The 15,214-nt window shown below is 69.3% G+C and carries 10 protein-coding genes; 6 read left to right on the plus strand and 4 right to left on the minus strand.

Going from position 1 to position 15,214, the window contains the following annotated elements:
* The first annotated feature begins 13 nt into the window (after positions 1–13).
* Positions 14–685 (plus strand): response regulator transcription factor, encoded by a 672-nt coding sequence (locus ABZV31_RS13260; protein WP_030179609.1) that lies wholly within the window; start codon positions 14–16, stop codon positions 683–685.
* A gap of 74 nt (positions 686–759) precedes the next feature.
* Here ABZV31_RS13260 and ABZV31_RS13265 read toward each other — a convergent pair whose 3' ends face one another.
* The 4 genes from ABZV31_RS13265 to metH all read right to left on the minus strand — a co-directional run bounded on the left by ABZV31_RS13265 (position 760) and on the right by metH (position 8,834).
* On the minus strand, positions 760–2,340 hold the full coding sequence (locus ABZV31_RS13265; RefSeq protein ID WP_355892189.1) for an ABC transporter substrate-binding protein: 1,581 nt from the start codon (positions 2,338–2,340) through the stop codon (positions 760–762).
* A gap of 92 nt (positions 2,341–2,432) precedes the next feature.
* On the minus strand, positions 2,433–4,037 hold the full coding sequence (locus ABZV31_RS13270; protein WP_355892192.1) for an ABC transporter substrate-binding protein: 1,605 nt from the start codon (positions 4,035–4,037) through the stop codon (positions 2,433–2,435).
* A 421-nt stretch (positions 4,038–4,458) separates the two neighbouring features.
* On the minus strand, positions 4,459–5,160 hold the full coding sequence (locus ABZV31_RS13275) for an HAD family phosphatase (RefSeq protein ID WP_355892194.1): 702 nt from the start codon (positions 5,158–5,160) through the stop codon (positions 4,459–4,461).
* Positions 5,161–5,321: 161 nt separating this feature from the next.
* On the minus strand, positions 5,322–8,834 hold the full coding sequence (metH, locus tag ABZV31_RS13280; protein WP_355892196.1) for a methionine synthase: 3,513 nt from the start codon (positions 8,832–8,834) through the stop codon (positions 5,322–5,324).
* Positions 8,835–9,130: 296 nt separating this feature from the next.
* Between metH and ABZV31_RS13285 the strand changes: the two genes are divergently transcribed.
* From ABZV31_RS13285 to ABZV31_RS13305, 5 genes are all read left to right on the plus strand, one after another.
* Positions 9,131–9,895 carry an IclR family transcriptional regulator gene (locus ABZV31_RS13285; RefSeq protein WP_355892198.1) on the plus strand — a complete coding sequence of 255 codons (765 nt, stop codon included), beginning with the start codon at positions 9,131–9,133 and terminating at the stop codon, positions 9,893–9,895.
* Between the two features lie 346 nt (positions 9,896–10,241).
* Complete coding sequence (locus ABZV31_RS13290; RefSeq protein ID WP_355892200.1) at positions 10,242–11,036, plus strand: MIP/aquaporin family protein; 795 nt, start codon at positions 10,242–10,244, stop codon at positions 11,034–11,036.
* A gap of 88 nt (positions 11,037–11,124) precedes the next feature.
* Positions 11,125–12,663, plus strand: coding sequence for a glycerol kinase GlpK (glpK, locus tag ABZV31_RS13295; RefSeq protein WP_355892203.1), 1,539 nt, complete (start codon positions 11,125–11,127; stop codon positions 12,661–12,663).
* Between the two features lie 9 nt (positions 12,664–12,672).
* Positions 12,673–14,289 carry a glycerol-3-phosphate dehydrogenase/oxidase gene (locus tag ABZV31_RS13300; RefSeq protein WP_355892206.1) on the plus strand — a complete coding sequence of 539 codons (1,617 nt, stop codon included), beginning with the start codon at positions 12,673–12,675 and terminating at the stop codon, positions 14,287–14,289.
* A 205-nt stretch (positions 14,290–14,494) separates the two neighbouring features.
* A complete protein-coding gene (locus tag ABZV31_RS13305; protein ID WP_355892208.1) occupies positions 14,495–15,166 on the plus strand; it encodes a FadR/GntR family transcriptional regulator in 672 nt (223 codons plus the stop codon).
* Positions 15,167–15,214 lie beyond the last annotated feature (48 nt).

A 15,214-nucleotide genomic window follows, 5' to 3' on the forward strand; every position in this document is an offset into this window, starting at 1 on the left:
GAAGGAGACTTACGTGGCCATCCGCGTCCTACTGGTCGACGACCAGCCGCTGCTGCGTACCGGCTTCCGGATGATCCTGGAGGCTGAGCAGGACATCGCGGTCGTGGGCGAGGCCGGAGACGGCCTGCAGGCCCTGGACCAGGTGCGTGCCCTGCAGCCCGATGTGGTGCTGATGGACATCCGCATGCCGCGGATGGACGGCGTGGAGGCGACCCGGCAGATCACCGGGCCGGGGCGGGACGGCCCGGCGAAGGTGCTGGTGCTGACCACCTTCGACCTCGACGAGTACGTGGTGGAGGCGCTGCGCGCCGGTGCGAGCGGCTTCCTGCTGAAGGACGCGCCCGCCAACGAACTGGTGCAGGCGATCCGGGTCGTCGCGGCCGGCGAGGCGATGCTGGCGCCGAGCATCACGCGCCGGCTGCTGGACAAATACGCCACGCACCTGCCCTCCGGTGACGAGCCGGTGCCGGACACGCTGCACACCCTCACCGAGCGCGAGGTGGAGGTGCTGAAGCTGGTGGCGCGCGGGCTGTCGAACGCCGAGATCGCCGCCGACCTGTTCGTCAGCGAGACCACCGTCAAGACCCACGTCGGGCACGTGCTGACCAAGCTGGGCCTGCGCGACCGGGTGCAGGCCGCGGTGTACGCGTACGAGAGCGGCCTGGTGCGCCCGGGCGCGCAGTAGGAGCAGTCCGTACGACAAGGGCGCCCCCTCCCGCAAAGCCCGGGAAGAGGGCGCCCTTGCTGTGTGACCGCGGGTCAGCCCTTGCTGAGCTGCCAGAAACGGAAAACGGTGGAGGCGTCGAGGCAGTACTCCAGGCCGTAGACGCCGTCGCGCACGACCGCGTACTGCTTGGCCTGCCAGACCGGCAGGACGGGCAGCTGCTCGGCCACGATGTCCTGGAGCTGTCCGAACTCCTTGTCGGTGGCGGCGCGGTTGCTCTGGGCGGCGGTGCGCGGGATGAGGGAGCCGGTGATGATGCTGTTCGTGTAGTTGTTGCTCAGCACGTTGCCCTTGCCGAAGAAGGGGGCCGTGAAGTTGTCGGCGTCCGGGTAGTCCGGCACCCAGCCCTTCACGTAGACGCCGTACTTGCCCTCGGCGATGTCCTTCTCGTACTGGTCGAAGGGCACGGACTGCACGTCGGCCTCGAACAGCCCGCTGGCGTTGAGCTGCGCGGCGATGGCCCTCAGCTCCTGGTCGGTGGCCGGGCCGTAGCGGGACGGGGTCGACCAGAGGGTCAGCTTCACCTTGCCGGTGATGCCGTCGGCGCGCAGCGCGGCAACGGCCTTGGCCTTGGAGGGTCGGGCGCCGTAGGTGTCGAAGAAGGCCGTGTTGTGGCCGGCGATGCCGGCCGGAATGATCGAGTACAGCGGGGTGGCCGTGTCCTGGTAGACCTCCTTGATGAGGGCGTCGCGGTCGAGCAGGTAGGCGATGGCCTTGCGCACGCCGAGCTTTCCGGCTACCGGGTCGTCCATGTTGAAGACCAGGTGCTGGACCTCGGCGCTGCTGCCCTCGATGACGTGGACGCCCTTGCTGTCGTCCTGCTGGTCGATGTCGGCGATGTCGCCGGCGGCCAGGCCGCGGTAGGCGATGTCGACCTTGTCGTCGAGCAGGGCCTGCTTCAGGGCGGTCTGGTCGCCGTGGAAGAACTTCAGCGTGACGCCGGAGTTCTTCACCTCGGCGGTGCCCTTGTAGTTCTCGTTGACCGAGAAGACGGCCTTCTCCTTGCCGAAGGAGTCCAGCTTGTAGGGGCCGGAGCCGACCGCCTGGCCGTCCTTGCGCAGCCCGTTCGCGTCGTACTGCCGGTGGTCGACGATGGAGCCGGCACCGGAGGCGATCTTGCTGGGGAAGGTGGCGTCGGGGACCTTGAGCTTGAAGACGACGGTCTTGTCGTTCGGCGTCTCGACCGTGTCGAGCATGGGGAACATGATCGCCGGACCGGCCGCGTCGTTGATCTTCAGCATGCGGTCGAACGAGAACTTGACGTCCTCGGCGGTGAGCGGGTCACCGTTGCTGAACTTCAGGCCGTCCTTCAGCGTGCACTGGTAGACCTTGGTCTGCGTGTCGGTGAAGGAGCACGCCTCGGCCGCCTCCGGCTGCGGTTCCGTACCGCCCTTGGGGAAGCTGAGCAGCGACTGGAAGACGTTGTTGAACAACAGCCAGGAGCCGGGGTCGTAGCCGGAGGCCGGGTCCGTGGCCAGGACGTCGTCGGACATTCCCACGACCACGTGGGAGCCGTCGCTCCCGGATCCGCCGCTCTGCGATCCGCATCCGGTCAACAGGCCGGAGGCCAGCCCCGCCACGATCGGCAGGACTGGCCACTGGTTGCGCATGTTCACTGCATGTGCCTTGTCTTCGGTTCTCGTAAACCCGGGGACCGCCGTCCCGAACCCCGGGCTGGGCACTGTGACGACAGGGCCCGGGAGACGCGTCAGCCGCTCACACCACGGCCGAGCTCCCACAGCTGAAGGGTCGCGGAGGAGTTGAGGGCGTACGCGGCGCCCGTGATGTCGTCCCGCGCGGCGACGTACTGCTTGCCCTGCCACAGCGGCAGCACGGGCACGTCGGTGGCGACGATGTCCTGGATGCTTGTCAGGCTCGAGGAGGCGGAGAGCCGGTCGGCCTCGCGGCGCGACTGCGGGATCAGGGTGCCCCGGATCTCGCTGTTGGCGTACGGCGAGCCGAGGAAGTTGTCCTTGTCGAGGAACGGCGCGAGGTAGTTGTCGGCGTCCGGGAAGTCCGGGAACCAGCCCATGCCGTAGACCTCGTAGCTGCCCTTCTGCTGGGCCGGGCGGAAGGCCGACCAGGGCTCGCCCGCGATGCTGACGTCGAACAGGCCGCTGGCGTTGAGCTGCTTCTGAAGGATCTCGAACTCCTTCTTGGTGGCCGAGCCGTAGTGGTCGGTCGTGTAGTGCAGCGTCAGCTTCACCGGGGTGGTGATGTTGGCCTTGGCCAGCAGGGACCTGGCCTTGGTCACGCTGGGGTCGCCGTACTTGTTGAAGAACGAGTTGGAGTGGCCGGTGATGGTGGCCGGGACCAGCGAGTACAGCGGCTCGGCCTGGGAGCCGTAGACCTGGGAGACGAGTTCGCTGCGGTTGACGATCTGGGCCATGGCCTGGCGCACGGCCTTGGTCTTCACGGTCGGGGCGTTGGTGTTGAAGGCCAGGTAGCGGATTTCCAGGCCGGGCATCTCGACGATGTCGACGTTGCCGCCCGAGGCGTTGGAGAGCTTGCGGATCTGCTCCGGCGACATGGTGCGGGTCATCAGGTCGATGTCGCCCTTGTCGAGGGCGGCCCCCATGGCGTCGGCGTCCGCGAAGGAGCGGATCTCCACCTTGTCGTTGTTGAGCTTCAACGTCCCCTTGTAGTTGGGGTTCTTGGTGAAGACGGCGTCGACGAGCTCGTCGTTCTTGACGTCGGCCTTCATGGTGTACGGGCCGGAGCCGTCCACCTGGAAGCCGTCGCGCAGCTTGTTCTTCTCGTAGTCCTTGGGGTTGACGATGCCCGCGACCGGGGTCGACAGCTTGAACGGGAAGGTGGCGTCGGCGGTCTTGAGGTGGAAGATGACCTCGCGGTCGCCCTGGGTCTCGACGGTGTCGATGGTGGACAGCAGGGCGAACACGCCGCTGTCGGCCTTGATGGCCCGGGCGCGGTCGATGGAGTACTTCACGTCGGCGGCGGTGATGGGGTCGCCGCTGGCGAACTTCAGGCCCTGGCGCAGGGTGCAGGCGTAGCGTTCGTTGCCACTGTCGGTGAAGCCGCACTTCTCGGCGGCCTCGGGCACGGGCTCGCCGTCGCCCTTGGGCTGGATCATCAGGGTCTGCACGGTCTGGCGCAGGATGTTCCAGGTGCCAACGTCGTAGGCGTACGCGGGGTCGAGGGGCGCGGGGGCGTCCTTCGAGGCGGTGAACCGGTCCGTGGTGCCGACGACGATGGCGTCGCCGCTCTTGCTGCCGCTGCCGGATCCGCCGCAGGCGGCGAGTAGCGGCGCGAGCAGACCGGCCACGGCCGGTAGCACCAAAGTCTTGCGGTTCATGCTCGAGTTTCTCCAGAGCTGTCAAGTCCGTGTACCCGGCATGCAGGGGTGTTGCGGCCGATCACGGGGGTAAGGGCGATGTTCTCGCGACGAGATTAGTCCGCGCCTGCAGGAGGGTTCGCGGCCACCGGAGTTGAGTTCCCATCACGCAGCGGAATCGGGTGTGGACGGACCGAAAACCCGCCAGCAGAAGGATTAGTACAGCGTTCCACCAATCGGGACACAAGGGCGCGTCGGCGGCGTCCGAAAGGGGGTGAACAGCACACCTCGGGCCCCTTGTCGACCCCTCATGAAGTGGGGAACGTCACACCGTCAACTCGGTGCGTGGGTACCGGAATTCAGCCATCCGGCGGGGTTCGAATTCTTTCGGACAGCGGTTGCCTGGATTTTCCCGAAGGACTTTTGCACGCTGGGTGAAGGGCTAGCGCATTTCCGTCATCAGTCCGCGCAGAAATGCCAGGTCGACCTCTTCGAGCGAGCTCACGACGGTGCGCCGGGGGGCCGGGGTGATCGGCGCGACCGAGGGCACGGCGACCACGTGGCAGCCGGCGGCCTCCGCCGCGGCGACCCCGGTGGCGGTGTCCTCGACGACCGCGCATCTGGCCGGATCCACGCCAAGGCCCGTGGCGGCCAGCAGGTACGGGTCGGGGTGCGGCTTGGTGCGCGCCACCTCGTCGCCGGCGACCGTCAGGGCGAAATGCTCGGGGCCGAGCGCTGTCAGCACGCGGTCGATGATGCGCCGGTGGGAGGCGGAGACCAGGGCGGTGGGGATCTCGTGCGCGGACAGTTCGCCCAGCAGCCGGGAGGCGCCCGGCATCAGCGGAAGGGCCTGCCCGATGCGGTCCTCGAAGCCCTGGTTGAGCAGCACACTGAGCTCGGCGAGGGTGATGTCCGCGCCGGTGGCCTCGATCAGGAAGCCGGCGCTGCGGGTCATCGGCCCGCCGACCACGACATGTCTCCAGGACTCGTCGAGGGTGTGTCCGAGGGCGGCGAAGACCTCCACTTCGACGTCCCACCAGAAGCCCTCGGTGTCCACCAGGGTTCCGTCCATGTCCAGGAGCACGGCCTGAAGGGCTGAGCCTTCGGCCGTACGGGTTCCGAGTGCGGGGACCGTACTGGTCATCCGGGCGTACCTCCTTGAGGGACGACCAGGCCGGTTCCCGCGCGGGGAACCGGCCTGCAGTGGATCAACCAGTGTACGACGTGCGCGAAGGAAACGCCTCGTTTGACCGGCTCGCACCCAAAAACCCCGTCCCTACCTGTCCGGCCGGGCCGGGGGGCGCCTCAGCGTGCGTTGAAGTACTTCGCCTCCGGGTGGTGGATCACGATCGCGTCGGTGGACTGCTCGGGGTGCAGCTGGAACTCCTCGGAGAGGCGGACGCCGATACGCTCCGGCTGGAGCAGCTCGGCGATCTTGGCCCGGTCCTCCAGGTCGGGGCAGGCGCCGTAGCCGAGGGAGAAGCGGGCGCCCCGGTACTTCAGCGCGAACATGTCCTCGATGTCGCTCGGGTCCTCACCGGCGAAGCCGAGCTCGGCGCGCACGCGCGCATGCCAGTACTCGGCAAGGGCCTCGGCCAGCTGCACGGACAGGCCGTGCAGTTCGAGGTAGTCGCGGTAGGAGTCGGCCGCGAACAGCCGCGCGGTCTCCTCGCCGATCCTCGAGCCGACGGTGACCACCTGGAGGCCGACCACGTCCGTCTCCCCCGTCTCCTCCGGCCGGAAGAAGTCGGCCAGGCACAGCCGGCGGCCGCGGCGCTGACGGGGGAAGGTGAAGCGGGTGCGCTCGTTGCCCTGCTCGTCCAGGATGATCAGGTCGTCGTCCTTGGACACGCAGGGGAAGTAGCCGTAGACCACGGCCGCCTCGAGCAGGTTCTCGGTCTGGAGCCGGTCCAGCAGGCCGCGCAGCCGCGGGCGGCCCTCGGTCTCCACGAGCTCCTCGTACGTCGGCCCGTCGCCGGTGCGGGCCTGCTTCAGCCCCCACTGGCCCTTGAACAGGGCGCCCTCGTCCAGCCAGCTCGCGTACTCCTTGAGCGGGATCCCCTTGATCACGCGGGTGCCCCAGAACGGCGGGGTGGGCACCGGGTTGTCGGTGGCGACGTCGGAGCGGACGTGGCCCTCCTCCGGGTGCTCCTCGATCGCGACGGTGGCCGCCCTGACCCGGCGCTGCCTCAGCTCGGGCAGCTTCGCGCCGGGCACGCCCCGCTTGACCCCGATCAGGGCGTCCATCAGCCGCAGGCCCTCGAACGCGTCCCGGGCGTAGCGGACTTCGCCCTCGTACAGCTCGTGCAGGTCCTGCTCGACGTACGCCCGCGTCAGGGCCGCGCCGCCCAGGATGACCGGGTAGGTCGCCGCCAGGCCGCGGGCGTTGAGCTCCTCCAGGTTCTCCTTCATGATCACCGTGGACTTGACCAGGAGCCCGGACATGCCGATCACGTCGGCCTTGTGCTCCTCGGCCGCCTCCAGGATCGCGGAGACCGGCTGCTTGATGCCGAGGTTGACGACGTTGTAGCCGTTGTTGGACAGGATGATGTCGACGAGGTTCTTGCCGATGTCGTGCACGTCGCCGCGCACGGTGGCCAGGACGATGGTGCCCCTGCCCGCATCGTCGGTCTTCTCCATGTGCGGCTCGAGGTAGGCCACGGCGGCCTTCATGACCTCGGCGGACTGGAGCACGAACGGCAGCTGCATCTGGCCGGAGCCGAACAGCTCGCCGACCACCTTCATGCCGTCCAGCAGGGTGTCGTTGACGATGTCGAGGGCCTTGCGGGTCTCCAGGGCCTCGTCGAGGTCGGCTTCCAGGCCGTTGCGCTCGCCGTCGATGATCCGCCGCTTCAGGCGCTCCTCCAGCGGCAGCGCGGCCAGCTCCTCGGCCTTGCCCGCCCTGAGGGACTTGGCGGTGGCGCCCTCGAACAGCGCCATCAGCTTCTGCAGCGGGTCGTAGCCCTCGGAGCGGCGGTCGTAGATCAGGTCCAGGGCCGTGGTGACCTGCTCCTCGTCGAAGCGGGCGATCGGCAGGATCTTGCTGGCGTGCACGATCGCCGAGTCCAGGCCCGCCTTCACGCACTCGTCCAGGAAGACGGAGTTGAGCAGGATACGGGCGGCCGGGTTCAGGCCGAAGGAGATGTTGGACAGGCCGAGCGTGGTCTGCACCTTCGGGTGGCGCTTCTTCAGCTCGCGGATCGCCTCGATGGTGGCGATGCCGTCCTTGCGGGACTCCTCCTGGCCGGTGCAGATGGTGAAGGTCAGGCAGTCGACGAGGATGTCCTCCTCGTGGATGCCCCAGTTGCCGGTCAGGTCGGCGATCAGCCGTTCGGCGATCTCCACCTTCTTCTCGGCGGTGCGGGCCTGGCCCTCCTCGTCGATGGTCAGCGCGATCAAGGCGGCGCCGTGCTCCTTGGCCAGCGCGGTGACCTTCGCGAACCGCGACTCGGGACCGTCGCCGTCCTCGTAGTTCACCGAGTTGATCACTGCCCGGCCGCCGAGCTTCTCCAGGCCGGCCCGCAGGACGTCGACCTCGGTGGAGTCCAGCACGATCGGCAGCGTGGAGGCCGTGGCGAAGCGGCCGGCGAGTTCCGCCATGTCGGCGACGCCGTCCCGCCCGACGTAGTCCACGCAGAGGTCGAGCATGTGCGCGCCCTCGCGGATCTGCTCGCGCGCCATCTCCACGCAGTCGTCCCAGCGGCCCTCCAGCATGGCCTCGCGGAACTTCTTCGAGCCGTTGGCATTGGTGCGCTCGCCGATCGCCAGGTAGGAGGTGTCCTGCCGGAAGGGGACGGTCTGGTAGAGGGAGGCCGCGCCCGGCTCGGGGCGCGGATCGCGCTCGGGCGGGGTCAGGCCGCGCACCCGCTCCACCACCTGGCGCAGGTGCTCGGGCGTGGTGCCGCAGCAGCCGCCGACCAGGGACAGGCCGTAGTCGCGGACGAAGTTCTCCTGCGCGTCCGCCAGGCCCTCGGGGCCGAGCGGGAAGTGGGCGCCGTCCTTGGTGAGGATCGGCAGGCCCGCGTTCGGCATGCACAGCAGCGGGATACGGGAGTGGCGGGTGAGGTAGCGCAGGTGCTCGCTCATCTCGGCAGGGCCGGTGGAGCAGTTCAGGCCGATCATGTCGATGCCGAGCGGCTCCAGCGCGGTCAGCGCGGCGCCGATCTCGGAACCGAGCAGCATGGTGCCGGTCGTCTCGAACGCCATCGAGCACAGCAGGGGCACCTCGACGCCGGTGGCCTCCATGGCGCGCCGGGCACCCAGGATGGAGGCCTTCGTCTGCAGCAGGTCCTGCGTGGTCTCCACGATCAGCGCGTCGGCGCCGCCGGCAAGCAGGCCCTCGGCGTTGGCCTGGTAGCCGTCGCGGATCGTGGTGTAGCCGATGTGGCCGAGGGTGGGCAGCTTGGTGCCGGGGCCGATCGAGCCCAGCACCCAGCGCTGCCGGCCGTCCCGGGCGGCGTACTCGTCGGCGACCTCGCGGGCGATGCGGGCGCCCGCCTCGGACAGCTCGTACACCCGGTCGGAGATCTCGTACTCCGCCATGGCGGAGTGGTTGGCGCCGAAGGTGTTGGTCTCCACGCAGTCGACGTCCGCCGCGAAGTAGGCGTCGTGGACCGAACGGACGATGTCGGGCCGGGTGAGGTTCAGGATCTCGTTGCAGCCTTCGAGGTTCTCGAAGTCCTCGAGCGTGGGCTCCTGTGCCTGGAGCATCGTGCCCATCGCTCCGTCGGCGACCACCACACGGGTGGCGAGCGCCTCGCGGAGGGCGGACACACGGGTCCGGCTGTCGGCGGAAGGGGTCAGCGGCAACGAGGCCATGTAGGGGCTCCCTGGAGTGCGACGGCTGTCGGCTTTGCGCCTTCCCCCGGAATTCCTGGCGGAGCTTCCCGAGGAGGGCGCACGCCGCCAGGGTAGCCGGGTCCGGGGGCTGATGGTCAGGGCGTCCACGACGCGGACGAGGATGGCGGCCGGGTCACCTCGGGGAGACGGGTGACGTAACAGGTGTCGACCGACCATTAGCGGGGAGTCGGCATGGACCGGTAGTGTTCGGCATTGCCGAACGACGGCAGCGAGGTCGCCCGTCGACGGTCTAAGGGGACGGAGGCAGGACGGCGATGGCACGGAACATCCAGTCGCTCGAACGGGCGGCGGCGATGCTGCGGTTGCTGGCGGGCGGCGAGCGGCGACTCGGCCTCTCGGACATCGCCTCGTCACTGGGCCTCGCCAAGGGCACCGCCCACGGCATACTGCGCACACTCCAGCAGGAGGGCTTCGTCGAACAGGACGACGCCTCCGGGCGCTACCAGCTGGGCGCGGAGCTGCTGCGCCTGGGCACCACCTATCTCGACGTCCACGAACTGCGGGCACGTGCCCTGGTGTGGACGGACGACCTGGCCCGCTCCAGCGGCGAGAGCGTCTACCTGGGCGTGCTGCACCAGCAGGGCGTGCTGATCGTGCACCACGTCTTCCGCCCCGACGACAGCCGGCAGGTCCTGGAGATCGGGGCCATGCAGCCGCTGCACTCCACGGCCCTGGGCAAGGTGCTGTCGGCGTACGACCCGGTCGCGCACAGCGAGGCCATCGAGGCCGACCGCAAGGCGTTCACGGACCGGACCGTGTGCGACCTGGAGGACTTCGAGCGCCTCCTCGACCTCACGCGCGCGCGGGGCTATGCGGCCGACGTCGAGGAGACCTGGCAGGGCGTCGCCTCCATCGCCGCGCCCATCCACGACCGGCGGCGCATGCCGGTCGGCGCGGTCGGCATCACCGGCGCCGTGGAGCGGGTGTGCCGGGACGGCGAGCTGCGGCACGAGCTGATCGCGGCGGTACGGGACTGCGCCCGCGCGGTGTCGCGGGACCTGGGCGCCGGGCGGTTCTGAGCGCCGTCCGCACGCCGCCGCGGAAACGACCAGGTCAGAAGGCCGGTACGGCACCGACGCACCGGCCTTTTGCGTGTCCGGGCGACCACGTCGCGTACCCGCCTCGAGGTCGAGGCCCCACAGCGATCAGTAACGATCGTGCTTGGGACAACAGAACTCTTGACGCCCGCGTAACGCCGAGGCAAGACTCCCGTCCATCGGTCGGCATTGTCGAACACCTTGCGGCAATACGCGCTAGAGTGTGGCAACGCCAAGGGCCAGCACATCGCTCTCACCCCGAGGGCGCCAGACCCCCGGAGGGACCCGGGGTTCGCTTACCCCTGGACGAAGGACAAAGGAGTCGCGGGTGTCCAGCTCCGACATCTTCATCGGCGAGACCATCGGTACCGCCATACTCATCCTGCTCGGCGGCGGAGTCTGCGCCGCCGTCACGCTGAAGGCCTCCAAGGCCCGCAACGCCGGCTGGCTCGCCATCAGCTTCGGGTGGGGTTTCGCCGTGCTCACGGCGGTCTACACCTCGGCGCCGCTCTCCGGCGCGCACCTCAACCCGGCGGTGACCCTCGCACTCGCGATCAAGGACAACGACTGGAGCAACGTTCCGGCCTACTGGGCCGGACAGCTCCTCGGCGCCATGATCGGTGCGGCCCTGGTCTGGGTCGCCTACTACGGCCAGTTCCACGCCCACCTCACCGACAAGGAGATCGTCGGCGGTCCGGGCGCGCAGGCCACCAACGCCAAGGCGGTCGAAGCCCAGGAAAAGGGCGCCGGTCCCGTCCTCGGCGTCTTCTCCACCGGTCCGGAGATCCGGAACGCGGTGCAGAACCTCGCCACGGAGATCATTGGCACGATCGTGCTGGTGCTCGCCGTCCTCACCCAGGGCCTGAACGACAAGGGCAACGGCCTGGGCACCCTGGGCGCACTGATCACCGCGCTGGTGGTCGTCTCCATCGGCCTCTCGCTCGGCGGCCCGACGGGCTACGCGATCAACCCGGCCCGTGACCTCGGTCCGCGCCTCGTGCACGCCCTCCTGCCCCTGCCCAACAAGGGCGGCTCCGACTGGGGCTACGCCTGGATCCCGGTGGTCGGTCCGCTGATCGGCGGCGCGATCGCTGCAGGCATCTACAACGTCGCATTCGCCTGAGAGCGCACAGCTCCCCCCCAGAGCACCGAGCTTCGCAGCACGCGCCGTACGTACAGCCCCTCAACCACGGATTCCTCAGGAGCACACAGTGACCGACGCCCACACCGCCGGCCCGTTCATCGCGGCCATCGACCAGGGCACCACCTCCTCGCGCTGCATCGTCTTCGACCGGGACGGCCGGATCGTCTCCGTCGACCAGAAGGAGCACGAGCAGATCTTCCCGAAGCCGGGCTGGGTAGAGCACAACGCCGCCGAGATCTGGACCAACGTCCAGGAGGTCGTCGCCGGAGCCATCGAGAAGGCCGGCATCACCCGCGACGACATCAAGGCCATCGGCATCACCAACCAGCGCGAGACCACCGTGCTGTGGGACAAGAACACCGGTGAGCCCGTCCACAACGCCATCGTCTGGCAGGACACCCGCACCGACGCCCTGTGCAAGGAGCTCGGGCGCAACGTCGGCCAGGACCGCTTCCGCCGCGAGACGGGCCTGCCGCTCGCGTCGTACTTCGCCGGTCCGAAGGCCCGCTGGCTGCTCGACAACGTCGACGGCCTGCGCGAGCGCGCCGAGGCGGGCGACATCCTCTTCGGCACCATGGACACCTGGGTCATCTGGAACCTGACCGGCGGTGTCGACGGCGGCAAGCACGTCACCGACGTCACCAACGCCTCCCGCACACTCCTGATGAACCTCCACACCATGGAGTGGGACGAGAAGATCTGCGAGTCGATCGGCGTGCCGCAGCAGATCCTGCCCGAGATCCGCTCCTCCGCCGAGGTCTACGGCGAGATCAAGGGCGGCAAGCTGGGCGACCTGCTCGGCGGCATCCCGGTCGCCTCCGCGCTCGGCGACCAGCAGGCGGCGCTGTTCGGCCAGACCTGCTTCTCCGAGGGCGAGGCCAAGTCCACCTACGGCACCGGCACCTTCATGGTGATGAACACCGGTGACAAGATCATCAACTCCTACTCGGGCCTGCTGACCACGGTCGGCTACCAGATCGGCGACGCCAAGCCGGTCTACGCCCTGGAGGGCTCGATCGCCGTCACCGGCTCCCTGGTGCAGTGGATGCGCGACCAGATGGGCCTGATCTCCACCGCCGCCGAGATCGAGACGCTCGCGCTCTCGGTCGAGGACAACGGGGGCGCCTACTTCGTGCCGGCCTTCTCCGGCCTGTTCGCCCCGTACTGGCGCTCCGACGCCCGCGGTGTGATCGCCGGCCTGACCCGGTACGTCACCAAGGCACACCTCGCGCGCGCCGTCCTGGAGGCCACCGCCTGGCAGACGCGGGAGATCGCCGACGCCATGACCAAGGACTCCGGCGTCGAGCTGACCGCGCTCAAGGTCGACGGCGGCATGACCTCCAACAACCTGCTGATGCAGACGCTCTCCAATTTCCTGGACGCGCCGGTGGTGCGCCCGATGGTCGCCGAGACCACCTGCCTCGGCGCCGCCTACGCCGCCGGTCTCGCCGTCGGCTTCTGGAACAGCACCGACGACCTGCGCCAGAACTGGCGCCGGGCCGCCGAGTGGACCCCCCGCATGGACGCGGACACCCGCGACCGTGAGTACAAGAACTGGCTCAAGGCCGTCGAGCGGACCATGGGCTGGCTCGAGGACGAGGAGTAAGAAACCGCAATGACCAGTCAGTCCACCCTGCAGTCCGTGCCTGCCCTGGGGACGCGCCCGGCCTCCGGCTCCAACCCGAGCCGTGCCGAGACCCGGGAGCAGCTCTCCAAGGCGACGTACGACCTCCTCGTGATCGGCGGCGGCATCCTGGGCATCTCCACTGCCTGGCACGCCGCGCAGTCCGGCCTCAGGGTGGCTCTGGTCGACGCCGGCGACTTCGCCGGCGCCACCTCCTCCGCCTCCTCCAAGCTGCTCCACGGCGGTCTGCGCTACCTGCAGACCGGCGCGGTGAAGCTCGTGGCGGAGAACCACTTCGAGCGCCGTGCGGTCTCCCGCCAGGTGGCCCCCCACCTGGCGAACTCGCTCACCTTCTACCTCCCCGTGTACAAGGGCGGCCCGCACGGCGCCGCGAAGCTCGGCGCAGGCGTCTTCGCCTACTCCGCGCTGTCCGCCTTCGGTGACGGCGTGGGTCACCTGCTGAGCCCGGCGAAGGCCGCGCAGGACGTGCCCGAGCTGCGCACCGAGAACCTCAAGGCCGTGGCCGTCTACGGCGACGACCAGATGAACGACGCGCGCATGGCGCTGATGACGGTCCGTGCGGCCGTCGAGGCGGGCGCCGTCGTCCTCAACCACGCCGAGGTCACCGGCCTGCGCTTCACCAAGGGCCGGGTCACCGGCGCTGAGCTGAAGGACCGGCTGTCCGGCGACGAGTTCGGGGTCGACGCCCGTCTGGTGCTGAACGCGACCGGCCCGTGGGTCGATCACCTGCGCAGGATGGAGGACCCCCATGCCGCGCCGTCCATCCGCCTGTCGAAGGGCGCGCATCTGGTGCTGAAGCGCACCTCCCCCTGGAAGGCCGCGCTCGCCACCCCGATCGACAAGTACCGCATCACCTTCGCCCTCCCCTGGGAGGACATGCTGCTGCTCGGCACGACCGACGAGGAGTACGAGGGCGACCCGGCCGACGTCGCGGTCAACGACAAGGACATCGCCCAGATACTCGACGAGGCCGCGTTCTCCATCCGCGACCAGCAGCTCAGCCGCGACCTGATCACGTACGCCTTCGCGGGGCTCCGCGTGCTGCCGGGCGGCCCCGGCGACACCGCCAAGGCCAAACGCGAGACCGTGGTGACCGAGGGCAAGGGCGGCATGCTGTCCGTAGCGGGCGGCAAGTGGACCACCTTCCGGCACATCGGCCGTACGGTGATGAAGAAGCTGGAGTCGCTGCCGGGCGCCCCGCTCGGCGAGGACTTCGAGCCGATCTCCTCGCTGCCGAAGAAGCTGCCGCTGCCGGGTATCGCCAACCCGCGCGCGGTCGCCCACCGCCTGCTGGTCGACCGCCCGGCGCCCGGCCCGCGGATGGCCGCCGACACCGCCAAGCACCTGGCCACGCACTACGGTTCGCTGGCCTTCGACATCGCCCGCCTGGCCAACGAGAACCCGGAGCTGGGCGAGCGCGTCCACCCGGACGCCCCGGAGATCTGGGCGCAGGTCGTCTGGGCCCGGGACCACGAGTGGGCCGAGACGCCGGACGACGTGCTGCGCCGTCGTACGACGCTGACGATCCGCGGCCTGGCCACGGACGAGGTCAGGGCCAAGGTCCAGGACCTGCTCGACAAGAAGTGACCGTCGGGCAGCGCTGAGGGACGGCTCCCACCGCACTGGGGGCCGACAGCGCGAAAGGGGCGGCTCCATGCCGACTGAGCCGCCCCTTTCGCCTGCGCGCACTGGCGCGCGCTTGCCTGAGCTGTGTATTTCCCTCCCCGTTCAGCCCACTGAACCCCCATAATGTGCTGAGACATCGGAGGTCTGAGCGACAGGGAGGCCGGTCATGGCAGTGACCGACGAGGCGATCGAGAAGATCAAGGGAATGATCGTCTCCGGCGCGCTGCGCCCCGGCGACCGGCTGCCCAAGGAGAGCGAACTCGCCGCCGAGCTCGGGCTGTCCCGCAACTCGCTGCGGGAGGCCGTGCGCGCCCTGTCCCTGATCCGGATCCTGGACGTGCGGCAGGGCGACGGCACGTACGTCACCAGCCTGGATCCGCAACTCCTGCTGGAGGCGCTGAGCTTCGTCGTCGACTTCCACCGCGACGACACGGTGCTGGAGTTCCTGGCCGTGCGCCGCATCCTGGAGCCGGCCGCCACGGCGATGGCGGCCTCACGGATCAGCGAGCAGCAACTGGATGCGCTGACGGCCCAGTTGGACGCGCTCGGCGCCGATCCGTCGGTGGAGGAGCTGGTCGCCTGCGACCTGGAGTTCCACCGGGGGATCGTGCAGAGCTCCGGCAACTCCGTGCTCTGCTCCCTGCTCGACGGCCTGTCCGGCCCCACCACCCGGGCCCGGATCTGGCGCGGCCTGACCCAGGAGGACGCCGTCAGCCGCACCCTGCACGAACACCGCGCGATCATCGGCGCCCTGCGCGACCGGGACGCGGAGGCGGCCCGGTCCTGGGCGACCGTGCACATCGCGAGCGTGGAGCAGTGGCTGCGCAGCACGCTGTGAAATCCGGGCATGGTTCGGCCCGTCAGAAACAGCTCGGATGACTGGCCG

The organism is Streptomyces sp. NPDC005202, from assembly GCF_040608235.1.
GTDB lineage: Bacteria > Actinomycetota > Actinomycetes > Streptomycetales > Streptomycetaceae > Streptomyces.

Bases quoted from the DNA above. Each gene is read 5' to 3' on its own strand.
- ABZV31_RS13305 (WP_355892208.1), top strand. From the start codon at position 14,495: ATGGCAGTGACCGACGAGGCGATCGAGAAGATCAAGGGAATGATCGTC.
- metH (WP_355892196.1), bottom strand. From the start codon at position 8,834: ATGGCCTCGTTGCCGCTGACCCCTTCCGCCGACAGCCGGACCCGTGTG.
- ABZV31_RS13270 (WP_355892192.1), bottom strand. From the start codon at position 4,037: ATGAACCGCAAGACTTTGGTGCTACCGGCCGTGGCCGGTCTGCTCGCG.
- ABZV31_RS13300 (WP_355892206.1), top strand. From the start codon at position 12,673: ATGACCAGTCAGTCCACCCTGCAGTCCGTGCCTGCCCTGGGGACGCGC.
- ABZV31_RS13275 (WP_355892194.1), bottom strand. From the start codon at position 5,160: ATGACCAGTACGGTCCCCGCACTCGGAACCCGTACGGCCGAAGGCTCA.
- ABZV31_RS13285 (WP_355892198.1), top strand. From the start codon at position 9,131: ATGGCACGGAACATCCAGTCGCTCGAACGGGCGGCGGCGATGCTGCGG.